A 24,830-nucleotide genomic window follows, 5' to 3' on the forward strand; every position below is an offset into this window, starting at 1 on the left:
CTTTATTGTACAATTTTTAAATAAAAATTACCATTTTATGCTTGATCATTATAGATAAACAGCTTAGAATAAGCTATTGAAGGCTGTATTGTACTATACAACCTTCAAACTATTGATGGTATTGTGCAATTTGCTAGATGCAACTTGACCATACTATGAATAGTCTATCAATGTTTACCACAACTGGCATGCTAAGATTGCGTTGCTGGTATCCCAGTTGTGGTAAAATGATTTTCTGATTTACCTTCTTTATAAATAATACCTTATGATAATTACTACAGATATTATTATCGGCATTAGGAGTAAACAAGTTGAATTAGTGTTTAAAAACACCTATCTGATTAGATAGGTGTTTTTATTTTTATGATATAATTTTTGATGAAACGTTTGTTTGCAAAGGAGTAACTTATGGAAACTGCTAAATATCTTGAACGAATTCAAATTGAATTAGATAAAATGCCAGACTATGTTAAACAGTACAATCTTGGCACCAATCATTCATTAACTACTACTTATCAATATTTAACGGAAATTCGTCGCTTCTTAAGTTGGCTGCGTAAAGAAGGTATCTCCAATGCTCCTGATAATAAACACGTTACAACGGATACATTGGCCTCATTACGGCGCAATGATGTAATGCTTTATATAGATTACTTAGGGCATACTAAAAACAAACAAGGTCATTTAAATTCCCCAACTACGATTAATCGTTCAATCAACGCATTAAGGTCCCTCTTTAAGTTTTTAACGATTACTGCTGATAACAACAATGGGATGCCCTATTTTGATCGTAATGTGATGCTTAAAATTAATTCTTTGAATGATACTAAGACACTTAACTATCGTGCCCATGTATTAGCATCGCATATGTACACTGGAAATCTAAAATTTGAATTTCTAAAGTTTATCGATCATGATTACGAAAATAAATGCAATAAGCAAGCCAAGCCTGGATTCAAAATGAATAAAGAAAGAGACATGGCTATTATTGCTTTAATCTTAGGCACTGGTATACGTGTTTCTGAATGCGCCGGCGTGGATTTACAAGATCTTAATTTAAAAGATGCTGTTTTAGACGTAACACGTAAAGGTGGGCAAAAAGATAGTGTGCCTATTGCGGAATGGACCTTAGACTATATCCAAAAATATAAGAATATTAGAATGAAGCGCTATTCTGCTGATCAAAAAGAAACAGCTTTTTTCTTAACTAGATGGCACAATCAAACTAGAAGAATCACTACAAATGCCATTGAAAAAATGGTCAATAAATATTCTGCTGCATTTGGTCACCCGCTTACGCCACATAAATTACGTCATACTTTAGCTTCAGAGTTATATGAAGTAACCAAAGACCAAGTATTAGTGGCTCAGCAACTGGGGCAAAAAGGAACTACAGCGACAGACTTATATACACATGTTGATCAAAAAGTGCAAAGAGCTGCGTTAAATAAGATCTCTGATGAAGATTTGAAGCATAAGCAGTGATAATATATTTATTATTGCAAAATATTAGTATTTAACTAAGCAATAGCATTTAAGTTATTGCTTTTGTAAAAATGTTAATAATAAAATTATTATTATAAGTAATGAACCAGCAATTACATTTTTATTATTGCCTATAGATACAAAAAAGGAGTGAAGATTTGTCTCTTCACTCCTTTTGCATTTAATTATTTAAGTCTAATTTATCAATATCTACCATCCAGGCAATGGCAATTGACTTCTCACCCAAGTGAGTTGCAATTACTGGACTGAACTCTGCTACGTCAACAGGTTTGTCAGGGAAATTATCAATTATGAATTGTTTAATTTCTTCTGCTTGCTTTAGATCGTTTGAATGGAATACAAACAGACGAAGCTTATCCTTATATGGTAAGTCTGCTGTTTTCTTTAATGCTAACTTTTCTACCTTAGATACAGCTCGCTTTAAAGATCTAATCTTATCAAAAGCTACAATTTTTCCTTCATCATTAAAGGTCAATAAAGGCTTGATTTGAAGCATGGTACCAATAAATGCACTTGCATTGCTCAATCGTCCACCACGACTAAGGTTCTTCAAGTCATCAACCACAAACAATTCATCGATTGTTTCTCTAATTTCATCGAGTTTCTTTAGAATAGGTTGTGGTTCCATACCATTCTTGATCATTCTTGCAGCAGCTAATACCAAATAGCCTTGCAATCTTACAGTCATCTTAGAATCATATGGATACAAGTTATATTCAGGATTATTATGCGCCATGTTAACTAGGTTTTGGTAAAATCCTGAAATTCCGCTTGATAATGCAATAGCAATGATTGCTTCATAACCTTCACTGTGCAACTTATTGCATAGTTCAATCATTTCACCCATGCTAGGTTGCGAAGTTTTTGGAAAAGCAGCACCTTGTCTTTGCATCTCAAAAAGTTGTGCGGAGGTAATATTTACGCCTTCCAAGTATTCCTTATCGCCGACAATTACAGGGATAGGTACTACGGTTATATTATTATCGCTAACTTCTTGTTTGGTTAAGACACTAGTACTGTCAGTAACTAATGCAATTTTCAATTTATTAACCCTTCCCATTTATTAAATTCAATGCTTAATACAGAAAATTATAGCATAAAAGCATTGAATTACGCACCCTATTCTGTCTTTTCAAGGGATGCAGATGTTTGGGCAATTTCATTTAATTGCTTGATAAATAAAGTTGAGGCATCTTGATCAAGATAGACAAACAAGCCCTTTTCTATTTCAGCAAGCACGTCTTTTAACTCTTTTGCCTTTTTTATTCCTTCATCATTAAGACTAACAATTTTGCTAGAGTCTTTTTCTGAGCGCGCAATCTTTATATAATTTTGCGTCTTTTTTTGTTGTAATTGACGACTCAAAGTAGACAAAGAAATATTTAAAGCTTCAGCTAATTTTCCCATTGCCAAAGCTTGATTATGAGTTTCATCAAAATACAATAGAATTCTTGTTTGTGAAATATTTAAGCCACATTTGTGATTTATTTCCTTTTTAATTTGATCTGCGATCGTACTAAAAAATAATACATCCATATATATGTCCTTTTTCCCAAAAGTAGTGTTTGCTACAGTTGTATTTTATCATTTAATGGGTACTTTGATAATACTATTTGAGAACAAACTTTCAGATTTCAGCTTTAAGCACTATGTGAAACAATATAGCATTAATTTTATTTTAACGTTTGTGAAACATATTATACATAAGCTTATACTTATGTATTAGATTTAATTAATGTTGGGCTGGAATATTAATATTTTAGAAATAGCTAAATTACTGTTATAATATTAGACGTATTTTGAGGTGATATATATGGCATTTGATGGATTATTTATCCATAGTTTATTACAAGACTTGACTCCTACCTTAGTAGACAGTCGCTTATCAAAAATTTATCAACCATTTGATCAAGACCTAGTTTTAATTTTCAGAAAAAATAGAAAGAATTATCAATTCTTAATTTCAGCTAATGCACAATATCCAAGAATGTATTTAACTGATCAATCAATTGCTAATCCAGATAAAGCTCCTATTTTTGTAATGGTGCTGAGAAAGTACTTAGAAGGTTCAGTTTTACAATCTATCGAGCAAGTAGGTTTAAATCGTATCGTGAACTTCCATTTTAGCAATCGAAATGAACTTGGTGACCAAGTAAAACTTGTTCTTTCAGTCGAATTAATGGGTCGACACAGTAATGTCATTCTTTATGATCAACAAGACAATCATATTATCGACTTATTGAAGCGAATCAATCCGGATGAAAACAGAGCTCGCATTCTTTTGCCAAAAGCAAAATATGAATTACCTCCTCTAAAGCCGGGCTTAAATGGACTAACTTTATCTGAAAATGAATTTAAGCAATTGAGTTCCAAATACCAACCTGATGAGTTGGCTAAACAAATGGATGGTTTAGATCGAGACGATCGCAATGAATTAATTGGCTATCTTGAAGATGATTACAGCTATTCATCCTTTAAGACGTTTTTTGATCAATTCAATAATCCACGTGCTTTTGTTTTAAAAACTCCTAGAAACAAGAGAAAGATTTTTTGTTATCTCCCTTATCATTTGGATCTTGAAAAAGAAAGTTCTAATCCTGATCTAAATAAAGGACTAGATGACTTTTACGAATATCAAGCAACGCGTGATTGGGTAAAGCAACGTGCCAGTCAAGTAGAACGAGTTGTCAAAAACGAGCAAAAGAAGCTAAGTAAAAAAGTCAAAAAATTAGAGAAGCAACTCGATTTAGCTGAAAATTCTGAAGGCTACCGAATCAAAGGTGAAATCTTAAATGCAAACTTGTCTCAAGTCAAACCTGGAATGACCAAAATATCATTACCTAACTACTATGAGAACAATGTACTAATAGAGATCAAACTTGATCCCGCCCTTTCCCCTGCTCGTAATGCTCAAAAATACTTTACTCGTTATAAGAAATTAAGAGATTCCATTAAGCACGTTAATGAGCAGATCAAAATTGCCAAAGGAAATTTGCGCTACTTTGATTCTATTCAAACAGCAATTGATAATGCTGATCCACAAGATATCGATCAAATTAATGACGAATTAATCAATCAAGGCTATATTCGTAAACAAAAGAAAAACAAGCGTCGCAAGAAGATTACTGAACGTAATTTGAATGAGTTTAAACTCTCATCAGGTAAGCACGTCTTAGTTGGTAAGAACAACTATCAAAATGATTGGTTAACTTTAAAGAAGGCTAACAAGTCTGATTACTGGTTCCATGTTAAAAACATGCCTGGTTCTCACGTAATCTTGCGTGATGATCAACCAACTGACCAAGATATTAAGGAAGCAGCAGAAATTGCGGCTTTCTTCTCCAAAGGGAAAGATTCAGCCCATGTCCAAGTCGACTATGTTCAAGATAAACGGGTCAAGAAGCCAAACGGTGCTAAACCTGGTTTTGTAATTTATACAGGTCAAAATTCGATCGAGGTTACTCCTCATGAAGATGAGATAATGGCTAAGAAAGTCGAGAAAAAATAAAAAGGACATGCTTAAAAGCATATCCTTCAACATATAAGCAAGATCTATCTAGATCTTGCTTTTTTATTATTCAAATTAAATTGGTTGAGTTGTTAAAGCTAAGGACTCTAAAACATCCAAAATCAATTCTGCTGTTTCGATACTAGAAAAGACTGGAATATGCGTGTTCAAAGCTTGATCTCTAATTCGTAACGCATCTTCGCTTGCTGCATCAGATAAGTTAGTAATATTGACAACCATTACAATTTTATGTTGGCGAATTTTATCCAGCAACTTACGTGGATCATCATGAACTTTTTCAACTACTCCAGTTGTAATACCGGCTTCCGCAAACATGTTAGCAGTGCCTTCAGTTGCAATCAGCTTGAAGCCCAGTCTATCAAATCTGCGTGCCAGCTTAGTAACTCTCTCCTTATCTTCATCTCTAACAGAAATAAAGATAGTACCATAACTAGGAATATGTAAATCACTTGCTTCATATCCCTTATACAAAGCTTTAGCCAAATGAGTGTCTCGACCCATTACGGAACCGGAAGATTTCATATTTGAATCAAAAGTATTACCACTACTATAGTTCAAAAATGAAAAGACAGGCATTTTAATATGAATAAAATCGCTGGTCTTCCATAACCCATTTGGATAACCCATCTCATTTAAGTTTTTGCCGATTAAAACTTCTGTTGCGCATGCAGTAATATCTTTATTTAAAGACTTAGACAAAAATGCCACGTTATGTCCTGCGTAAGGCTTAATCTGCAATAAATATAAATTATCCCCTACAAATAAGTAGTGCAAATTGAAAATTCCTCGTGTTTTCATTTGCTTGATTAACTTGATAGATTCTTTTTCAATCTTATCTTGTTGCTCAAGGGATAAATTCTGTGGCTTAATAACTGCAATAGAATCTGACGCATGTGAACCTGTCTGTTCCAAGTGTTCAATAATACCCGGAAGCGTGACATTTTCACCATCTGAAATTGCAGTTACTTCATATTTATTTCCTTCAATGAAACGAGAAACTAAAATCTTATCAAGCTGATTTTCGTTTAAATACTTTTCAATCGCAGGAACATCATAGACAACAGCAGATTTTTGCTTGATTTCTTTGTTCATTCCACCAATTAAGATTGGAAAGCCATATTCATTTGCAAAGGCAAACACATCATCTGGATTGTATGTATTTAATGATGGAACTCGTTTTAAATTAGCAATCTCTTGATTCAATAAATTAGCAATCTTATCACGAGGATCAGAAGCTTGATCTTGACCAATTACATGTAGGCCACATTCTTCTAATTTTTTGCTTAATGCGCTTATTCTTTTACCAGAAAACTGCAACAAGACATCAGTGATTTTTTCTTTTCTAGTAATAGTCAAAATGTTCTCTAGCGTGATTGATTCAAAATAAACTCGATCTATATCTTTATTTCTTGAAGAAACAGATTCATCATTGTTAGAAAGTAATACTGTAACATAGCCATTCTTATGTAAAGTTTTTGCGGCATGAGCAATCATATAGTCGAATTCACTGGTAACTGAAACTTGTAACGGCAACATTCCCAAAATTAGAATCTTTTTCTTAGCATCCAAGGCATGAGCTTCGTTTTGAACATTATAAGCACTGTAGTAGGCACATACATTGGGCTTATAAATACCTGCTGAGCCATCGATCTTAAGGAAAGATGGTTTTAGATTAAAGCGATCGATTATTCGATGAATATCATCTACAGAGCGATCCAAAATCTTAGCTAACAATGGATTGAAAAAGCCATATACCTTGGCTTCTTCAATTAAATCCGTAGAAAGACGATCCTTATTTTCGTAAAGCTTTTGACCTATTTCAATAATATGCAGTAACTTTTGATAATAAATGGGATGCAAGTGCGTAATCTCTTGCAATTTTGCATACGGAATGTCTTGATTAATTGCAGCAAGCAGATTGATTAAATGCAATTCGTTGGGATGCATAATGTCATCCATTATCTCATCATTAGATTTATGAATCTCTTTAATAAATGCATTCCAACCAAGCTCTAGATTGATCGTGGCATCAATTGCCTTTAAAAAGGCAGTTTCAAAATTGCGACCAACACCCATTGCTTCCCCACTGGCTTGCATTCGGTTGCTTAACTCATAATGGTTATAACCAGATTCCGTAAATGACCAATATGGCATCTTTATTGCGACAGCATCAAGCGTTGGTTCAATTGCCGCATTCAAGCCGGATAAAGGATCAGTAATTTCATTTAACCGATAACCGATAGCCACTTTACTTACGATATAACCAACATCATATAATCCAATTCGTTGTGCCCAAACTGAACTACGTGTTAAACGAGGACGAATAGTTAATAATTTAGACTTGATTTGAGTACCATGATGCTTTATCGCAAAATGAAAACTAGCAAAGCCTACTAAATCTAACTTATCAGTAATTCTTTTGATTTCTTCACGCAATTCTTGAATATGATCGTTATTCAAGGTTAATGAAGGCATTACCACAGCCGAGTCACCCGAATTAATAGCAACTGATTCAACCGATCCGGCAAAATTGATAAATACTAAATTGCCGTCTTTATCTCGAATGACATCGACAATTATTTTTTCCCATGCGGAAAGATCTTCAATTAAGCGATAGTTCTTCCAAGTAAAGTTGTCGTTTTGACTCTCGTTCTTAAAGTAAGCAATCAATGCTACAGGATCTTTGAATCTGAGATGTTCATTATGAACAAAACGATTATATTTTGTTACTAAAACTGGAAAGGCAATTCTTTGCTTTAACTCTTCCGGAGTAATATTTAGATTATCCGGAATACTTTGATTTAATTCCCAAGACTTACTGGTTTTGACCCCTAATTTTTCTAGGAAATCGGTTCTCTTCTGTTGATCACCCATTTGCAAAGTTTTGGAATTTAGAGTCAATAATTGGATCCCCATTTGTTCCAAAATGCCATCTTGCAATAATTTATGAGCAACCTTTAGTCCATTAGTTGAACCATAAGCCGTAATGATGGCATCGGGTTCTTCCATTCTTAAAATTCGCTTTAAGAAATCCAAAGTCATTGGCTCAAGGTAAACAGTAACGTCTGGTCTTTTATCAGTAGAAATAGTAGCTGGATTAGGATTAACTAAAACAACTTGAATGCCTTCTTCCGTGAGTGCATCAATTGCTTCAGTTGCCATAAGGTCCATTTCGGCTACACTTCCAATTAAAGTAGGTCCTGAGCCGATAATTAATACTTTATCTAAGTCGTTTTCTAATGGCATAATCTACTCCATCATTTGTACAAAATAATCAAAAATTTCATCTGCATCATGAGTTCCTGGTGCACCTTCAGGATTGAAAGCAGTGGCAATCAGTTTATCTTTAGTATTCCAAAAGCCGGCCATTAATTCACTGTGAAGGTCAAAGTACTCACGATTCATGTTCATTTTAATACTATCAGGTAAAACCAATTGATCAATATTCATTGAAGTTTGCCAAATAGTATTAGTATTTTGTTCAATTACCGGATAATTGATTCCATTAAATTCTTGTGGTAGATCCACTAATTCAAAATCCAAATAATCACTTAGTGCTAAGAAACCTAATCCAATACCTAAGATTGGATATTTACCATAGAATTTATCCAAAATTGAACTAAGCTGATTGATAGCCTCGTCAGGCTTACCTGGTCCATTCGAAATAATAATTCCTTCAGGTCTTAGGTTTTCAATATCGGCAGCACTAACGTTATAAGGTAAAACAGTAGCGTTTACTTTTCTTAAGGACAAAGCCCTTAACATTGAGTGCTTTAGTCCCAAATCAATTACCGCCACAGTTTTACCTATGTTTGGGGATGCATAAGCATTTTTAGTTGAGACCATAGCCGATTTATTTTTAGGTAACACCAATGCCTTAATTTGATCAAAAGCGTGTTCATCATCGGTATCCATAATAGAAGCTTTAATTGTTCCTTCTTCCATCAGACGATGAACTAATGCACGAGTATCTACCTTAAAAATAGCTGGGATCTTCTTCTCCTTTAAAAATGAACTCAAATCTTCAAAGTTTTCACTATCAGAAATGTTTAAGGCAATATCGTTGGCAATAATTCCTTTGACGGTTGGATCAATACTTTCATAGTCGATAGCGTTAATCCCATTATTACCAATCATAGGAGAAGTAAATACTAAAATTTTTCCAGCATTAGTGGGATCGGTTAAGGCTTCTTGGTAACCAAAATTGGTAGTTTGAATTGCCAATTCACCGGTAGAAATAATATTGGCGCCTATCCCCTCACCTGGGAAAGAACTGCCATCTTCCAAAATCAAATAACGCTTCATTTTATCACTTGTTTTTTTCTAATTGAGCTAATGTTTCTTGAAAAATCTGAGGTGGTTCGACAGAAAATTCCATCCATTTACCAGTTCTAGGATGTTTAAAGCCTAAAACTTTGGCATGTAAAAATTGACCGTTACCTTTTAACGTTTTTATTGGTCCATATAATGGATCACCTGCCACTGCGTGACCAATATAGTCAAGATGCACTCTAATTTGATGAGTACGTCCTGTCTCAAGTTGACATTCGATTAAACTATATCCTTTAAACTGCTTTAAAACCTTAAAGTGGGTAATTGCCTTCTTGCCTCTTTCAACAACGGCCATCTTCTTACGATCATATGGATTACGACCAATTGGTGCATCAATGGTCCCATTTTCTTCACTAAAATTGCCATGAACAATTGCCCAATAAATTCGTTTGTTAGTTTTATGGGCTAATTGATCCTCTAATGATTCACGAGCCTTGGCATTTTTAGCAATCATCAAAAGACCAGAAGTATCTTTATCGATTCTATGGACAATTCCAGGTCTAAACCCTTCAGGAGATTTCGCTAAATCTTTTGTATGATACAAAAGTGCATTAACCAATGTATGATCTGGATGACCTGGTGCGGGATGCACTACCATGCCCTGAGGTTTATTAACCACAATCACATCGTCATCTTCATAAACAATATCAAGTGGGATATCTTCGGGAACAACATCCAATGGTTTTATCGCTGGAACATTAACTTCAATTTGATCCCCTGCTTGTACCTTATAGGAAACTTTCTCCTTCTTTTGGTTGACTAGGATATTGTCATCTTGAATCAATTCTTTAACTCTGGTTCTTGATAAATCTGGTATCTGTTCTGAAACAAATTTATCTAAACGACCATGTTCATCTTTTACTTCAAGTAGATATTTTTTAGGCATTTTCGTCTTCCTTATCTGCAAAAACAATTAAGTAAATGAAAATAATGATCACGCCTACAGTAATCGCACTGTCTGCAATATTAAAAATATTGAAGTGAATGAAGTCTAATTGAAGCATATCAATCACATATTTCAAGTGAATTCTATCGATAAAATTACCAATGATTCCACCTAAAACTAAGGATAAACCAACATCAAACAATGCGTTCTTATATTTCTTATTGAAAAGGAAATACAAGCAAACAGCAATTGCGACAACACTAATGAAATAAAAGAGCCACATTTGACCCGTCAAAATATTCCAAGCAGCACCATTATTTTGCAAGTAATTAAAGGAAAGGATGCCTGGAATAACTTGATGAACTTCACCTATTGTGTAATTAGTTACAATATAACTTTTTAGCCCTTGATCGGCTAAAATTACGAATAACGAAATTAATAAATATAAAAACTGCATTTTTAGAACAATCCGCCGATTTTACCATTATTGTCTACATCGATATCAAGAGCTGCTGGATGTTTAGGCAAACCTGGCATATCTAATACATGACCTGTAGTAACTACGATAAAGCGTGCACCGTTTTTCAAGCTTACACCTTTAACATGTAAATTAAAATCTGTTGGTGCACCCAACTTTTTCTTATCATCACTAAATGAATATTGCGTCTTGGCAATGATGACAGGAAACTTGTCTTTACCTAAATCATGCAAAGCTTGAATTTGTTTTTTAGCTTTTTCTGAGTATTCAACTCCTGTAGCATGATAAATCTTAGTAGCTACCTTTTTGATTTTGGTCTTAACGTCATCATCATCGTCATAAGTTGGGGTTAAGTCTGCTTTACCTGAATCTGCTAAAGCTACAACTTCTTCAGCTGCTTTCACGCCACCTTTTGAACCATCATCATGATAGTTAACAACTTCTGCTTTAATACCTTGCTCTTCAACAAGTTCCTTTAAGAGATTTAATTCTGATTCAGTATCAGTATCAAAGTGATTAATTAAAACCATGACTGGAACATTATATGAACGCATATTATTCATGTGGCGTTCCAAATTCTTAAAGCCTTCTTTTAATGCATCTAAGTTTTCTTCGTCTAAGTGATCAGTTGAACCTAGAACTTGATATTTAAGTGCACGTACTGTGGCTACAACAACGGCAGCATCAGGCTTTTTATCTAAGTGCTTGGAAACAAAGTCCATAAACTTTTGTCCACCTAAGTCACTACCAAATCCTGCTTCAGTTAAAACGTAATCGCTTAAGTGCATTGCCAAGTTAGTAGCAATTACAGAGTTGGCACCATGAGCAATATTAGCAAATGGTCCGCCATGCACCAAGGCTGGAGTATGTTCAAGAGTTTGAACCAAGTTTGGCTTTAAAGCATTAGATAAAAGAGCTGCAATTGCTCCTTGGAAACCAAGTTGTTTTACGTAAACTGGTTGATCATCCTTGGTATATCCAACAAGCATATCGCCGATTCTTGCTTTAAGATCATCAATATCATTTGCCAAACACAAAATAGCCATTAATTCATTAGCTACAGTAATTGCAAAACTAGATTGGTGTTCAACTCCATTAAATTTGGAGCCTTCACCAACAGTAATTTTTCTCAAAGCACGGTCGTTAACATCAAGACCACGTTTTAACAAGATACGATCAGGATCAATATCAAGGCTATTGTCTTGGTAAATATAGTTATCAACTAAGGCAGCTAAAGTATCGATTGCGGCAGTTAAGGCATGCATGTCACCAGTAAAATGCAAATTGATGTCTTCCATTGGAATAATTTGCGCCATACCACCACCAGTAGCACCACCTTTAAGACCAAAAACAGGACCCATTGAAGGTTCACGCAATGCAATCATCGTATTTTTATGTAATTGATTCTTGATAGCGTCCCCTAAGCCAATAGTGATTGTAGATTTTCCTTCTCCTGCTGGAGTTGGAGAAATAGAAGTTACCAAAATCAACTTACCTAAGTGTTTATTTTGGCGAATTCGATTGATTGCTGACCAACTGATCTTAGCCTTATCGTAACCATATGGTTCAAGATCTTCTTTCTTTAAATCAACCTCAGCAGCAATTTCATTGATTGGTAATTCATTTGTTTCTTGTGCGATTTCAATATCTGACTTCATTAAGTTAACTCTTCTTTCTTGAAATTACTAAAATAGAATAGTTTTGAACTTCGCCCTTTAACTGATAAATTTGAAAAATATGCCACTGAGCACGTAAAGTAGGCTGGTTGACCTTCATTTTTGTACGATATGGCAATTTCAAGATAAATTGATCATTGCTTTTAGCTACATAAGAAAATACCCATGTATAAATCAGTAAGATTGTAAAAATAATTCCAACTACTATTCCAGAAATACTGATTGCCTTATTCCCCTCATAGCCAAGAATCATAGCTATAAAAAGAATAATTAAGAGCCATGAATAATAAATTATTCCAGCAAGCCCTAAAAATATCAAATGCTGTTTAGATTTTAAAATTTAGATCACGCCCTGTTTATCATTTATTCTTATTGTAACAAATATAGCTAAAATAAGAGAGTATGTTTTAAAACATCAATGTCATTAAGTTAAGACATTGACAAATTATCGACTCAATTTTTAAGATCATTCATTTGCGATTTATCGCATTTGAATGATCTTTTTTTATGTCAAATAAGCCCAAATCTTGTTTAGAAATTAGGCTACACGATATAAATAATATACAGCTGATTTTGGTTTGAAATTTCTTTTGTCTTTTCGTCCTGGTCTGATTGGAATTGTGTAATGACCAATTTGAATAAGAATCTTTTTAAAGATTTTAGTTGAAGAAGAAATTATATACATAGCTTGGATGATAAAGCATGACTGTTTGAAATTAAGCGCATATTGATACTTGCAGTTTTTTTGTGGTATATATGCTTGAGCATCAATTTGACTGACTGCGTTAAACATAATCATGTGGGCATAGATTTCCATTTCGATAAATTTATCCTGCTTGGAGTGAAACTGTACGCTTCCCAAAGCATATTTCAATTTTTTGAATGAAGTTTCAATACCCCAGCGCAAATGGTAGATTTCTTTGATCCTTTTTAAGGGATAATCGGCTCTATTTAGATTGGTTAGAACAACTTCCCATTCTTCTTTGCCTGATTTAGGATCATTAATTCTAAATTTACAAGTGCGAAATTTTATTGTACATAGCTCTCCAAAGTCCCAGCTGCCATCTTTGGTATTTTTAGACCGATATTTGATATATTGACGATAATGATGGTTAACAAGATGAACGTTTTCTGTGGCTTTATGGGTTTCATAATAATAATTAGAGGTAGTCACCCAGCAAGCTATATCCTTATCACACTCTTGATTAGGCAACTCAGCTATTTCCTTAAATGCGCCATATCCCGTTTTAGTACGTATGACATAATAACAGTTAGGCAGGCGATTACAATTTTCAATCATGTTAAAGCCGGTATAACCTCGATCCATAGTAACTATATATGGTCCGCAATTTAGCTTTTTAAGCATTTGAACGGCGGCTTTACGTTCATCCATCTTTGACTTAGGCTGAAAGATGCAGTCTTGATAAGTATTATTTAACAGGTCATAGAGTGCATTAACATGAATTTGGCAATATGGCTTTCCTTTATGATTGAGATTTCCAACAATATTCTCTGATTTAGGATTCCAGATTTGATTAAAATCAGACCCATCAATGGCAAATATACGATATTTATGATCAAATAACTGGATATTAAATAAATTTTGATTAAATATAGTCAGAATATGCTTAAAACAGGCGGTTGAAAGCTGACCTTTGCGTTGGACGTAAGCAGAGGTGCTAACTACTTTATCATTATTTTTAACAGCCTCTTGCCCAAAAGCTCTAAACAACTCACTGGTCAAATCTTTTCCTTGCATATTAATAGTAGTTTTAATGACTGTAGCTGCATCTAAAGACCGCTTCCTAGTGAAGGCATGAGGATCATCGATAAAATCATGAATATGCTTTCCAGTATCATTGATAATTTGATCAAGACGATCTAAAATATTTTTATGAAGGGCTTTCATAATTAACACCAGCTTTCTGGCAATAATTTTGAAGGTTTAATAATTTAATCAGAGGGCGAAAAGGTAGGTTCTTTTCGCCTTTATTTTATGCAAAAAAAGAACCAAATCATAATGATTCGGTTCTACAGAGATTAGATTCAATTTGTCAATGTCTTAACTTAATGACATTGTTTAAAACATACTCTCTTTATTTAATATCTTATTTTTACTTGTAAATTAGTGTGATCACTAGTGTCATACAAGGTTTCCAAATAAAGTCGAAACTCCGGATGGTGTTTAATCAGGGTTTGATATGCCTCCGATGAATTAATTTTATTTAACTCACTGACTTTTAAGTGATTATGTCCATTAAAGAAGTGGTAGTTCATCCAACCGAATAATTTTCCCATCTCTCGAACCAAATCTATATCATCATGATACTTATTCAATTCGCTTTGCATCATATCTGCGGAAATACTTCCCAGTTGCAAGTTTTTTAAATACTTATGGAAATGCACCAAAGTATAATCTTGTTTTTCTTTTTCAGTCAGGTACCGCGTCATATCAAAGTTTCTTCTAATATAAGTAATATGACGAGAATGCACACGCACTACTCCGTATCCTTGGTCGCTAGAACAAAAACTAGAAGTGACAATTTCGGTTGTTGGCGTCGTGCCTTGAGGCCCCATAATATTTTGCGCATGAATATGTCCTGAAAAAGCCAGTTTGACATTATATCTTACACAAAGACGACGTAATTCAATTGCATTATCAACTACATAACCTTTATTTACTGCTGGATTGTGGGCATACAGATTATGGTGCATGAAAAGAATAGGGCGCAAGTCATGCTCTTGCGCATAACGAAATTGCTTTTCTATCCACTTTAACTGCTGTTTACCAATCATTCCATGAGTATGAGGAGCTTCCGTTGTCTCTTCTCTGCCATAAATATTAGAATCAGCTAACACTAAAAAATATTGTGGATTTAATTGAACACTGTATGCCAAAGAGCTGTCATCTTCATCGGTAGCTTCACGATATGATTTATCGAAAATCGAACGCCAGAACATAGGACTAATTTCACCGGCATAAAATTGCTTTTTACCACGAAACTCTCTAGCCCAACCGTCAAAAATATCGTGATTACCAGGTAAAACTAAAACCTTGGTCTTTTTTAATGGTTTAAAAATCTCTGCAAATCTTTCTGCGGAAACTCTTTCCCCGTTAAAAGTTAAATCACCTGTCACAATTATTGCAGCAGGATTCTTTCTTTGAGCCATACGCATAAAAGCAGATAGAGCCGTTTCTTGATAGTAGAGATCCTTACCTTGACTCGTTTTTTGCATACGAGAGAAAGCTTGACCTTCATCATGCAAACTATCCGCAATCAAATGGGTATCTGAAATTACCCAAAATTCTGTGTTCAGATCTTTCGTAATCATGTTTACCTTCTATTAGCCCAATATTGGTAGAAATCTACTCTTAAGTTACCGTTGAACAACTTACGCTTCTTTGTAGCCTTTGCACCAAAACACTTTTCAAAGTTAGGATCAGCAGTTAGGTAGTATTGACTAAATGAATCTAATGGACGCAATACTTCTCCCATTTGCTTATAAAGTTCTTCTGCTGATTCGCGATCCTTAAGTCGCTTACCATATGGTGGGTTGGCAATGATAATGCCGTTTTCCAAATCAGTAGTAAAGTCTTTTACTGCAACCTGCTTAAAACGAATATCTTGTAATACCCCTGCATTATGTGCATTTAATTTAGCAATTTCTAGCACTGATTGGTCAATATCACTAGCCCAAATCGGTGCTTCTAATGGCTTAACCTCTGTCTTAGCTTTAGCCAAAGCTTTCTTATGCAAATTAGCATCAAACCAGTCAAAACCATCAAAAGCAAACTTACGCCACGTACCTGGGGCAATGTTCTTAGCGATTAAAGCTGCTTCAATTGCTAAAGTACCAGAACCGGTCATTGGATCAATCAATGGATGCGTACCATTATATGGTGTTAATCTTAACAAACCTGCCGCGAAGTTTTCCTTTAAAGGTGCGCCACCGTGTTCAACACGATAACCACGTTTAAATAAACTTGCGCCAGTGGTGTCTAATGATAAGCGAGCGACATTCTTGTAAATATGCACATCTAAAGGATATTCATTACCACTTTCTGGCAAAAAGCCGCGTCGGTGATATTGATCAACCATTTTGTTAACAATCGCTTTTTTGACAATTGATTGCACATCTGGCTCTGAGTGAAGCTTAGACTTAACTGCTCGTCCTTGGACAGGAAATTTAGCATCAACTGGCAACAATTCTGCCCAATCATAATCATATGTTTCATTGAATAAAGTATCAAAATCAGTTGCTCTAAACTCTTTAAGCAAGACCTTGACTCTATCAGCAGTTCTCAACCATAAATTAGTTTTAACAATATCCTCTTGCGTTCCCTTAAAAAATACACGACCATTTTCAACACGAGTCTTATAACCCATGCCTTGTAGTTCTTTATTGACGACGCTTTCAAAACCGGCGCCCATTGTTGCGTAAAGTTGATATTCTTTCATTATTACTCTTTCATTTATTTATTATCAAAATAAAAAGAGCTGGACCAAAAGCCCAACTCTGCCGGTGTGAATCTCTATAAGCCACGTTTTGTTCCAGTAATTTTTGGCGAAATTACCTTCAGTAGTCATCTATCTTTATTGCAAAGCAACAACTCGGTCTTTAGTTCATTTTCTTAGACCGAAGCTCCCCCACCAAATTTGGGTTTCACGCTCGCAGGGTTTACCTCGTTCCACCAAGATCATTTCTGACCTTGCTTCGTCACTGTGGCACTTTCCAGGATAGTAATGCATGTCATAAGATTTAGCACTTTTTCCGCCGTAAAAGTCAAAAGACTTTTCTCCAGCTTATTAGGCTGAATACGAACACTACAAGCATCGCAGCTTGTGCGTGCGTGGACTTTCCTCAACTAACATCAGTTAGCCGCGCCTACTCGAAATTCACACTGTTAATCATTATAGCAAAAATTAATGCTTTAAGCCATACACATGTTGCTCAAGATTATAAACTTTTCTTTCCAAAGTAGAAATTCTTTGAATAATTGCCATATTGGTTGAGATTTCTCCTTGACCTTCGTCTTCTTGAGCAAAATTAGAAACAGTTGCTGATCTACGATGACTTGGTGTATAAGTCTTAAGCTTTTCTTCGTCTTTTCGTTCAGCTACAACTGTCTTCTTTTCTTTCTGCTTTTCATCCATCAATTGACGTTGAAGCGTACCAATTTGACCGTACAAATCTTCAATCAATTGTTGGAATGTTTCATAATCTGAAATTACTTGATCCAGATATGCATCAACTTCGTCTGGATCATAACCTTTTACTTTACTTCTAAATTGTTTCTTTAATATATCTTGTGCAGATAGTTTTATATCATTTAAATTTGCCATCTTACTGACAACTCCTTTACATTCACTTTTATTTTAGCAAAAAGATAGGTCACTTAAAACAAATATACCGGCTTTAATAAAACTTTTAATTATTCGGAGAAATTAGAACTTTGATGGTTTTCCTGATATTCTTCAGCCGCATCTTGTAAATCATAAAAATCAATTAAATCTAGGGGATATTCTTTGGTTTCTTGATACTTTTGGATTAAATTATAATCATATTTTGGCTTACCGGGATGCTCTGGATCATAGATCATCATAGCTCGTTCGGTATGCTGAACCATAAAATTTTGATAGTTGCGCAATTGCACGGGACTTTGATACGGCGTATTTGAAGTTGAAGCAAAGAAATCAACTTTTTCTTTTAAATTAATGTATTTTGCCTGATTAGTCTCGTTCCAGCGATTAGCAAATTCCTCATAGGGAATCATAATCGACGTTCTAACCGGATATTTTTCCCCTAATTCTAATCCAACTTCGGCAGCCCATTGTTCTACTCCCAAATTGGCACCTGTAATAATCCAATCTAATTGTCCTTCTTCGATTAAACTAACAAAGTAATTCTTTAGGGCATATTTTATTACAGTGATTTTCGGATCCCTATCACCAAAAACATTCAATTCATAGGAACGATATCCAGTTACCCATAAACGCTGCATTATTGTAAACGCCCCCTAATATTCAAAAATCCATTCTTTATTGCTATAATGCTAACAGGAGTGAGGTTAATGGTCAAATATCCAAGCGGTAGTTTAGCCGCATTTAGAAAACCAGTAACAAAAAAAGAAGAACATGCTACTGTTCATCGATCATACAAACACAAAAAGGGAGTTAATTTTTCTGACCGTGGTATGACCTTGGAGCAACAAATAAACGAATCTAATAAATACTATTTAATGGGAGGAATAGCAGTTGTTCATAAGAAGCCAACACCAATTCAAATTGTAAAGGTTGACTATCCTAAACGTTCAAAGGCAGTAATCAGAGAAGCTTATTTTAGACAGGCTTCAACGACTGACTATAATGGCGTGTACAAAGGCTATTATCTTGATTTTGAAGCTAAGGAAACAAGAAATAAAACAAACTTTCCATTAAAGAACTTCCATGATCACCAGATCTTCCATTTGGACGAATGTTTGAAGCAGCAAGGAATTTGCTTTACAATTATTAGATTCGCTAGTCTAGAGAGGTATTTTGTAACTCCTGCTAGTTTTGTAATCCATGCCTACAGGGAAAAGGATAAAAGCTCAATGACCTTAAAGGAAATTGAAAGCCATTCTTATGAGATTAAGAGTGGCTTTCGACCTACCTTGCCTTACCTTGAGGCAGTCGATAAATTTATTGCAGATAGGAAAAGTGAATAATGGCAGACAATAATAATATGAAACGCGAATCACGTAGAGACTATCATGGACGAAGGTCTAGCGGTAGTCACTTATGGGTGAAAATCATTAAATGGATTTTTCTTATTGTGCTTTTAGTAGTGGTATCAGGTATTGGTCTCTTCGCCTTTTATGCAAAGGATGCACCAAATATTAGCCAAGATCAGTTGCAAAGCGGCGGCACTTCTGGACTTTACACCAATGATGGAAAGTTTTTGCTTTCACTAGGTTCCGAAAAAAGAATTTACGTTAGAAACAAAGATATTCCACAACAACTAAAAGATGCCGTTGTTTCTGTAGAAGATAAACGCTTCTACAAAGATCATTTAGGTGTAGACCCAATTAGAATCGTTGGCTCAATGGTTACAAATGCTAAGAGTAACAGTATTGCTGCCGGTGGTTCTACCATTACTCAACAGTTAGTTAAGTTGACAGTATTCTCAACTGCTGCTTCACAACGTACCTTAAAGAGAAAAGCACAAGAGGCTTGGCTTGCTATGAAGGTACAACACGAATTCAGTAAGGATCAAATTCTAGAGTTCTACATTAATAAGGTATTTATGAACTATGGTAATTACGGTATGGGTACTGCCGCAAATTACTACTATAATAAGACCCTTAAGCAATTGGATTTGGCACAGACCGCTTTAATTGCGGGGATGCCTAACGCACCTGTTGCTTACGATCCTTACCTATATCCACAAAAAGCTAGATATCGTCGTAACATTGTTTTAAAGACTATGTTAGAAAACGATAAGATCACCAAGAGTCAATATAACCAAGCAATTAATGAGCCAATCACTAAGGGTCTTCGTCCTAGACATTCAAACAACGAATCTAAGATCAGAAAGATTGACGACCCATACATTAAGGAAGTTATTTCTGAAGTTAAGAGCAAGGGCTTTGACCCATACAATGACAATTTAAAGATAACTATTAATATTGACCAAAAGGCTCAAAACAAGCTCTACAAATTGGCCAACAACGGCTCCGTACCTTTCACTAATGATAAGATGCAAGTTGGTGCTACTGTAGTTGATCCTAATAATGGTCACGTAGTTGCTATCTTAGGTGGTCGTCACTTACCTTCTGTTCAATTAGGTCTTGACCGTGCTGTTCAAACAGGTAGATCAACTGGTTCTTCTATCAAGCCAGTACTTGATTACGGTCCAGCTATTCAATATTTGAACTGGTCAACTGCCAAAATGATTGACGATAGTAAGTACGTTTACCCTGGTACTAATATTCAACTTTATGACTGGGATAACAAGTACGATGGTATGATGACCATGCGTAAGGCTTTGGAACAATCAAGAAACGTTCCTGCCGTTAAGACACTTGCTGAAGTTGGTGTTAAACGTGCTTCAGCATTTGCTCGTAGAATGGGCGTTAATGTTCCTGCAAGTTCTGGTTTATCTGTTGCTATCGGTGCCAACGCTTCAAGTTTACAAATGACTGGTGCCTACAGTGCCTTCGCTACTATGGGTATTTACCATAAACCTCAATTTGTTTCTAAGATCGAAACTCCTGACGGTTTAACTAGAAATTACGATTCAAACGGTGTCCGCGTTATGAAGAAGTCAACAGCATACATGATTACTGATATGCTTAAAGGCGTAATCAAGCATGGTTCCGGTACTAATGCTAAAATCGCTAATTTACATCAAGCCGGCAAAACTGGTACTGTTAAATATTCAGATGAGGACCTAGCAAAATATCCTGGATATAATTCAACACCAAAGGATTCATGGTTTGTTGGTTACACTAGATCATATGTAATGGGGGTTTGGACAGGTTATGATAACTTGAAGGATGGTACTATTTCAGGTGTTGGTCAACAATCAGCTCAGTTATTGTACAAGAGTATGATGACTTACCTTATGAATAATAAGCCAAACCTAGATTGGAAACAGCCTAAATCTGTCGTAGGTGCAAGAATTGTTAATAATTCTAACCCACCTGAAGTTGCTTCAAGTGGTGGTACTTGGCAACTGTTTGTCAGAGGTCATGCCCCTGCCGGAGTTGGCAATAGTGCAACTAGTTATGACGAAGATGATGAAGAAACTGATACTGACAGTAATGATAATACTGGTACTACAAACTCCCCTGCAACTGCTAAGAGCAGATCTTCATCAAGTAGCGAAAATGGTTCAACGAATCAATCAAGTCGTAGTCAACGAGCATCTTCTAAGCAAAGTCGTACACAATCGTCTGCGTCTTCTCAAGCTCAAAGTAGTGCAACATCTAGGACTGAAAATAATAATGAACGGCACGAACAAGAAAATTCTAGTTCGAACGATTAATGATATTTGTTATCAAAGCCAAATTGCAAAAAATGCAGTTTGGCTTTTTGTTTACTTTTTTAAATTGTCTGCTGAAACGAAGTGAAAGCAGACTTTTATTTGTTAGGAAATAAATTTAGTAACAATTCACTTATTAATATTAATCGTAAAAAAAGAAGTAATCATTTTGATTACTTCTAAATTTTTATTTTTGCGAATTTAAATAAGAATATGGATCGCCTTTTGCTCTAGAAGGCATTGTATAGCGACCAAACAGAATCATTGCGTGATGAGTTTTAATCCATTCATCCTTTGGTAGAACCGACTCCAATCTCTTCTCTACTTCATGTGGCGTTGCCTTTTCGTCTACAATGTGAAATTTCTTTGAGATCCTTGAAACATGTGTATCAACTGCAATAGCAGGAACACCATATCCTTCAGCCAATACAACATTAGCTGTCTTTTCACCTACGCCAGGTAAAGTCATCAAAGTCTTTTTATCTTTAGGAATTTGACTATTATATTTGTCTACCAATATTTGTGCTGTTGCTTTCAAATGCTTAGCTTTTGATCGATACAAACCAATTGTTTTTATTTCTTTTTCTATTTTTTCAATTGGTGCAGCTGCCAAACTCTCAGGAGTTGGAAATTCTTTGCTAAAACTAGGCATTACACGGTTAACCATTCTATCTGTCGTCTGTGCACTCATAATAACCGCGCATAACAAATGAAATTTGCTATCCCAGTGTAATTCTCCTTTAGCGTCCGGATAAAGAGATAATATTTTATTTAAAACCTTACGGGCTTCATCATCACTTAATAATTCTTCTGTCATATTATCTATTCCTCTTTAAAAATCTTTCAACTTCTTCTGGCGTTTTCAGATTATGTCTCTGCCAATTAAGTAAAACACGATCAATATATTTTAAAGAATACGCCTGCGATAATACTGCTTCTCGCAATGCTAATTCTATAATTTCTGGATCATAATGGTCAACACTGAGCCACTGAGCTATTTCTTCACGCTCAATGGGACTTAAATAGCGACCGAATTCTACTTCAACTTTTCGAGATAGATAATTTAAGGGATTATTACATAAATTATTGGTAACGGCTACTGTCTTATCTTTCTTATCATCTTTAATTAAAATATTCTGATCAATATATTGATCAAGAGCATCATATAACTTGTTTAGGCTGTACTTATTGCCAATTTTATCCTGATCATCAGTCGTTTGTTCTATCGTTAAATAATTTCGATCAATCAAACGTTGAATCAAATTGCCTACATCTGTGACTGACAGGTTGGTATTGGCAGCAATTTTCTCATTTGATGGAAATGATTCGCCTCGTTGATTAAAGGCCTCAAGTTGAATAATCAATAATAATTCTGCGTCACTAATATTTAAACGAGGATAATAAGCTATTAAGCCATTCTGTAAAGTCGTAAACCCTAATGCACGATAGTCATTAAATTGCAAAATTGATTTTCCTTTCAAAAATAAAAGTTGAACTAACAACTAGTCCAACTTTTGTTTAAATATTTAATTTTCAAATGCGAATTAAGGTTGCATTCTGTTGATCAATCTTGGGAATGGAATTGCTTCACGGATGTGGTCAAGGTGACAAACCCAAGCAATAGTACGTTCAAATCCCATACCGAAACCAGAGTGAGGCACACCACCGAATTTACGCAAGTCAAGGTACCATTGGTAATCTTCAAGGTTAAGACCTGCAGCCAAAATTTGTTGCTTCAAAACTTCGTAGTTACCTTCACGTTCTGAACCACCAAAGATTTCACCATAACCTTCTGGTGCGATAACATCAGCACATAAGTATTCCTTAGGATTGTCTGGGTTCTTCTTCATGTAAAATGGCTTGATAGAAGTTGGATAGTTGACAATAAAGACAGGACGATCGTATTGTTCAGAGATGTATCCTTCATCAGGTGCTCCGAAGTCGTCACCCCACTTGAAGTCTCGACCAGCATCTTGAAGCATTTTTACAGCGTCATCGTATGGAAGACGGGTAAAGTTGCCTTCAGTAGTTGGACGAAGCTTTTCTGGATCTCTACCTAAAATCTTAAGTTCGTATTCGTTCTTGTCCAAAACTTGCTTAACCATGTAAGCCAAGTATCTTTCTTGAATATCGAGAGATTCATCTTGGTGCATCCATGCCATTTCTGGTTCCATCATCCAGAATTCGGTCATGTGACGACGACCCTTTGATTCTTCGGCTCTGAATGTTGGACCGAAAGTAAAGATCTTGCCGTAAGCCATGGCACCAGCTTCACCGTATAATTGACCAGATTGTGATAAGTATGCATCATGGTCAAAGTAGTCAACGTGGAATAATTGAGTAGTACCTTCTGGAGCTGAGTGCATGAAAATTGGGGCATCAAACTTAATGAAGCCTTCCTTTTCAAAGAAGTCTACAGTAGCCTTAAACATAGTGTTTCTAATTTGCATAATTGCAAATGGCTTCTTTGATCTTAACCATAAGTGACGGTGATCAAGTAAGAAATCAACCCCGTGTTCCTTGTTACCGATTGGGTAACCTTCGTTGTTTGAAACTACCTTCAAATCAGTAATTTGAATTTCGTAACCAAAGTGAGAACGTGCATCTTCGTGAACAGTACCAGTAATGTAGAAGCTGGCTTCTTGTCTAAGAGTTTTAGCAGTTTCAAAAACTTCTTCTGATACATCATTCTTACGAACTACCCCTTGGAAAAATGCAGTACCATCACGTAATTGCAAAAAGATAATCTTTCCGCTTGATCGTTTATCTGTAAGCCAAACATGCATTTTTACTTCTTCATCAACATGCTTGGAAGAATCTTTAATTGAAATCAATTCTGTCATAAAATTCCTATCCACCTTTTTATCATTTATACAATGTACATAATACCAAAGTTTCTACAAATTATCGACTTCTGAGATATCATTTCCATCTTTAAATTCATATAAAGTATAACCTAGATTGCCATTTTGCTTTTTGTAAGCAACTTCCCAAACAGCTTCACCTTTATACCAACCCAGATTAATATGATTAATTGTAGCATCTGAATGAGAAGATTTAAACTTATTTTTAATATTCACTTCACTTACACCCTTGTTAGCAGGATATAAATAAGCCTTCTTAGAATTAGGCAAATAAATGAAGTAGTAGCCCTTCCCCTTTTTATTTGTACCATTAATTGCGTAGCTTCTTGTGCCACGGTCTAAATGATAATACTTAGAGATATTGGTAATTGGCGTTTTGCTTCTAGCCAATTCAGCTATTCTTTGATCATTGCCCCTGCTCTTTGAGCCTGCAGCGTAAAAAATTGCAATACTTACAAAGAAAGCAATAATGATTAAACCAATTACCCATGCTACAAATTTAATTGTTTGCCTTGTATCATCTTGTATCATA

The 24,830-nt window shown here is 35.2% G+C and carries 21 protein-coding genes and 1 other RNA gene; 4 read left to right on the forward strand and 18 right to left on the reverse strand.

The genetic code is table 11. From position 1 onward, the window contains the following. The first annotated feature begins 408 nt into the window (after positions 1 to 408). A complete protein-coding gene (gene xerS, locus LA20531_RS00570) occupies positions 409 to 1,485 on the forward strand; it encodes a tyrosine recombinase XerS (RefSeq protein WP_056940014.1) in 1,077 nt (358 codons plus the stop codon). A 181-nt stretch (positions 1,486 to 1,666) separates the two neighbouring features. On the opposite strand, the gene LA20531_RS00575 is transcribed toward xerS, so the two are convergent. Both LA20531_RS00575 and LA20531_RS00580 read right to left on the reverse strand, forming a co-directional pair. After that, on the reverse strand, positions 1,667 to 2,548 hold the full coding sequence (locus tag LA20531_RS00575) for a DegV family protein (RefSeq protein ID WP_056940015.1): 882 nt from the start codon (positions 2,546 to 2,548) through the stop codon (positions 1,667 to 1,669). Between the two features lie 77 nt (positions 2,549 to 2,625). Beyond that, complete coding sequence (locus LA20531_RS00580; protein ID WP_056940016.1) at positions 2,626 to 3,042, reverse strand: MarR family winged helix-turn-helix transcriptional regulator; 417 nt, start codon at positions 3,040 to 3,042, stop codon at positions 2,626 to 2,628. 277 nt (positions 3,043 to 3,319) lie between these two features. On the opposite strand from LA20531_RS00580, the gene LA20531_RS00585 reads away from it, so the two are divergent. Then, complete coding sequence (locus tag LA20531_RS00585) at positions 3,320 to 5,014, forward strand: Rqc2 family fibronectin-binding protein (protein WP_056940017.1); 1,695 nt, start codon at positions 3,320 to 3,322, stop codon at positions 5,012 to 5,014. Positions 5,015 to 5,089: 75 nt separating this feature from the next. Here the strand turns inward: LA20531_RS00585 and LA20531_RS00590 are convergent, their stop codons facing one another. From LA20531_RS00590 to LA20531_RS00645, 12 genes are all read right to left on the reverse strand, one after another. Next, positions 5,090 to 8,281, reverse strand: a complete 3,192-nt coding sequence (locus LA20531_RS00590) for a carbamoyl phosphate synthase large subunit (protein WP_056940018.1) — start codon at positions 8,279 to 8,281, stop codon at positions 5,090 to 5,092. Positions 8,282 to 8,284: 3 nt separating this feature from the next. Next, positions 8,285 to 9,340, reverse strand: a complete 1,056-nt coding sequence (locus LA20531_RS00595; RefSeq protein ID WP_056940019.1) for a carbamoyl phosphate synthase small subunit — start codon at positions 9,338 to 9,340, stop codon at positions 8,285 to 8,287. A 4-nt stretch (positions 9,341 to 9,344) separates the two neighbouring features. After that, positions 9,345 to 10,253 carry an RluA family pseudouridine synthase gene (locus LA20531_RS00600; protein ID WP_056940020.1) on the reverse strand — a complete coding sequence of 303 codons (909 nt, stop codon included), beginning with the start codon at positions 10,251 to 10,253 and terminating at the stop codon, positions 9,345 to 9,347. Beyond that, entirely contained in the window at positions 10,246 to 10,710 is a 465-nt protein-coding gene (gene lspA, locus LA20531_RS00605; RefSeq protein WP_056940021.1) for a signal peptidase II, read from the reverse strand. The genes LA20531_RS00600 and lspA overlap by 8 nt, the downstream gene beginning before the upstream one ends. Positions 10,711 to 10,712: 2 nt before the next feature. After that, complete coding sequence (locus LA20531_RS00610) at positions 10,713 to 12,389, reverse strand: formate--tetrahydrofolate ligase (protein ID WP_056940022.1); 1,677 nt, start codon at positions 12,387 to 12,389, stop codon at positions 10,713 to 10,715. Positions 12,390 to 12,393: 4 nt separating this feature from the next. Then, the gene (locus LA20531_RS00615) at positions 12,394 to 12,660 is read right to left on the reverse strand and encodes a hypothetical protein (protein ID WP_056940026.1); all 267 of its coding nucleotides are present in this window, start codon (positions 12,658 to 12,660) and stop codon (positions 12,394 to 12,396) included. Between the two features lie 285 nt (positions 12,661 to 12,945). Then, a complete protein-coding gene (locus LA20531_RS00620) occupies positions 12,946 to 14,316 on the reverse strand; it encodes an IS4 family transposase (protein WP_099202212.1) in 1,371 nt (456 codons plus the stop codon). Positions 14,317 to 14,507: 191 nt separating this feature from the next. Continuing rightward, positions 14,508 to 15,740, reverse strand: coding sequence for a metallophosphoesterase (locus LA20531_RS00625; protein ID WP_056940027.1), 1,233 nt, complete (start codon positions 15,738 to 15,740; stop codon positions 14,508 to 14,510). A gap of 2 nt (positions 15,741 to 15,742) precedes the next feature. Further along, entirely contained in the window at positions 15,743 to 16,867 is a 1,125-nt protein-coding gene (locus tag LA20531_RS00630) for a THUMP domain-containing class I SAM-dependent RNA methyltransferase (protein ID WP_056940028.1), read from the reverse strand. A 72-nt stretch (positions 16,868 to 16,939) separates the two neighbouring features. Continuing rightward, positions 16,940 to 17,306, reverse strand: an RNA gene (gene rnpB / locus LA20531_RS00635) — RNase P RNA component class B. A gap of 26 nt (positions 17,307 to 17,332) precedes the next feature. Next, the gene (locus tag LA20531_RS00640; RefSeq protein WP_056940029.1) at positions 17,333 to 17,752 is read right to left on the reverse strand and encodes a DivIVA domain-containing protein; all 420 of its coding nucleotides are present in this window, start codon (positions 17,750 to 17,752) and stop codon (positions 17,333 to 17,335) included. Between the two features lie 89 nt (positions 17,753 to 17,841). Beyond that, positions 17,842 to 18,411 carry an SLOG family protein gene (locus LA20531_RS00645; protein WP_056940030.1) on the reverse strand — a complete coding sequence of 190 codons (570 nt, stop codon included), beginning with the start codon at positions 18,409 to 18,411 and terminating at the stop codon, positions 17,842 to 17,844. A gap of 69 nt (positions 18,412 to 18,480) precedes the next feature. Between LA20531_RS00645 and recU the strand changes: the two genes are divergently transcribed. Next, positions 18,481 to 19,116 (forward strand): Holliday junction resolvase RecU, encoded by a 636-nt coding sequence (recU, locus tag LA20531_RS00650; protein WP_056940031.1) that lies wholly within the window; start codon positions 18,481 to 18,483, stop codon positions 19,114 to 19,116. After that, entirely contained in the window at positions 19,116 to 21,437 is a 2,322-nt protein-coding gene (locus LA20531_RS00655) for a PBP1A family penicillin-binding protein (RefSeq protein ID WP_056940032.1), read from the forward strand. Before recU ends, LA20531_RS00655 begins: the two co-directional genes overlap by 1 nt. Before the next feature lie 184 nt (positions 21,438 to 21,621). Here LA20531_RS00655 and nth read toward each other — a convergent pair whose 3' ends face one another. From nth to LA20531_RS00675, 4 genes are all read right to left on the reverse strand, one after another. Next, positions 21,622 to 22,251, reverse strand: a complete 630-nt coding sequence (gene nth / locus LA20531_RS00660) for an endonuclease III (RefSeq protein ID WP_056940033.1) — start codon at positions 22,249 to 22,251, stop codon at positions 21,622 to 21,624. Position 22,252: 1 nt separating this feature from the next. Further along, on the reverse strand, positions 22,253 to 22,897 hold the full coding sequence (locus tag LA20531_RS00665; protein WP_056940064.1) for a DnaD domain protein: 645 nt from the start codon (positions 22,895 to 22,897) through the stop codon (positions 22,253 to 22,255). An 81-nt stretch (positions 22,898 to 22,978) separates the two neighbouring features. After that, positions 22,979 to 24,277, reverse strand: a complete 1,299-nt coding sequence (gene asnS, locus LA20531_RS00670) for an asparagine--tRNA ligase (RefSeq protein ID WP_056940034.1) — start codon at positions 24,275 to 24,277, stop codon at positions 22,979 to 22,981. 54 nt (positions 24,278 to 24,331) lie between these two features. Next, the gene (locus LA20531_RS00675; protein WP_056940035.1) at positions 24,332 to 24,829 is read right to left on the reverse strand and encodes a hypothetical protein; all 498 of its coding nucleotides are present in this window, start codon (positions 24,827 to 24,829) and stop codon (positions 24,332 to 24,334) included. Position 24,830 lies beyond the last annotated feature (1 nt).

Origin of the sequence: Lactobacillus amylovorus DSM 20531 (assembly GCF_002706375.1) — a bacterium.
Classification (GTDB): domain Bacteria; phylum Bacillota; class Bacilli; order Lactobacillales; family Lactobacillaceae; genus Lactobacillus; species Lactobacillus amylovorus.

Coding starts and splice junctions, on each gene's coding strand:
- xerS (WP_056940014.1), top strand. CDS start 409: ATGGAAACTGCTAAATATCTTGAACGAATTCAAATTGAATTAGATAAA.
- LA20531_RS00580 (WP_056940016.1), bottom strand. CDS start 3,042: ATGGATGTATTATTTTTTAGTACGATCGCAGATCAAATTAAAAAGGAA.
- LA20531_RS00585 (WP_056940017.1), top strand. CDS start 3,320: ATGGCATTTGATGGATTATTTATCCATAGTTTATTACAAGACTTGACT.
- LA20531_RS00590 (WP_056940018.1), bottom strand. CDS start 8,281: ATGCCATTAGAAAACGACTTAGATAAAGTATTAATTATCGGCTCAGGA.
- LA20531_RS00595 (WP_056940019.1), bottom strand. CDS start 9,340: ATGAAGCGTTATTTGATTTTGGAAGATGGCAGTTCTTTCCCAGGTGAG.
- LA20531_RS00600 (WP_056940020.1), bottom strand. CDS start 10,253: ATGCCTAAAAAATATCTACTTGAAGTAAAAGATGAACATGGTCGTTTA.
- lspA (WP_056940021.1), bottom strand. CDS start 10,710: ATGCAGTTTTTATATTTATTAATTTCGTTATTCGTAATTTTAGCCGAT.
- LA20531_RS00610 (WP_056940022.1), bottom strand. CDS start 12,389: ATGAAGTCAGATATTGAAATCGCACAAGAAACAAATGAATTACCAATC.
- LA20531_RS00615 (WP_056940026.1), bottom strand. CDS start 12,660: ATGATTCTTGGCTATGAGGGGAATAAGGCAATCAGTATTTCTGGAATA.
- LA20531_RS00620 (WP_099202212.1), bottom strand. CDS start 14,316: ATGAAAGCCCTTCATAAAAATATTTTAGATCGTCTTGATCAAATTATC.
- LA20531_RS00625 (WP_056940027.1), bottom strand. CDS start 15,740: ATGATTACGAAAGATCTGAACACAGAATTTTGGGTAATTTCAGATACC.
- LA20531_RS00630 (WP_056940028.1), bottom strand. CDS start 16,867: ATGAAAGAATATCAACTTTACGCAACAATGGGCGCCGGTTTTGAAAGC.
- LA20531_RS00640 (WP_056940029.1), bottom strand. CDS start 17,752: ATGGCAAATTTAAATGATATAAAACTATCTGCACAAGATATATTAAAG.
- LA20531_RS00645 (WP_056940030.1), bottom strand. CDS start 18,411: ATGCAGCGTTTATGGGTAACTGGATATCGTTCCTATGAATTGAATGTT.
- recU (WP_056940031.1), top strand. CDS start 18,481: ATGGTCAAATATCCAAGCGGTAGTTTAGCCGCATTTAGAAAACCAGTA.
- LA20531_RS00655 (WP_056940032.1), top strand. CDS start 19,116: ATGGCAGACAATAATAATATGAAACGCGAATCACGTAGAGACTATCAT.
- nth (WP_056940033.1), bottom strand. CDS start 22,251: ATGACAGAAGAATTATTAAGTGATGATGAAGCCCGTAAGGTTTTAAAT.
- asnS (WP_056940034.1), bottom strand. CDS start 24,277: ATGACAGAATTGATTTCAATTAAAGATTCTTCCAAGCATGTTGATGAA.
- LA20531_RS00675 (WP_056940035.1), bottom strand. CDS start 24,829: ATGATACAAGATGATACAAGGCAAACAATTAAATTTGTAGCATGGGTA.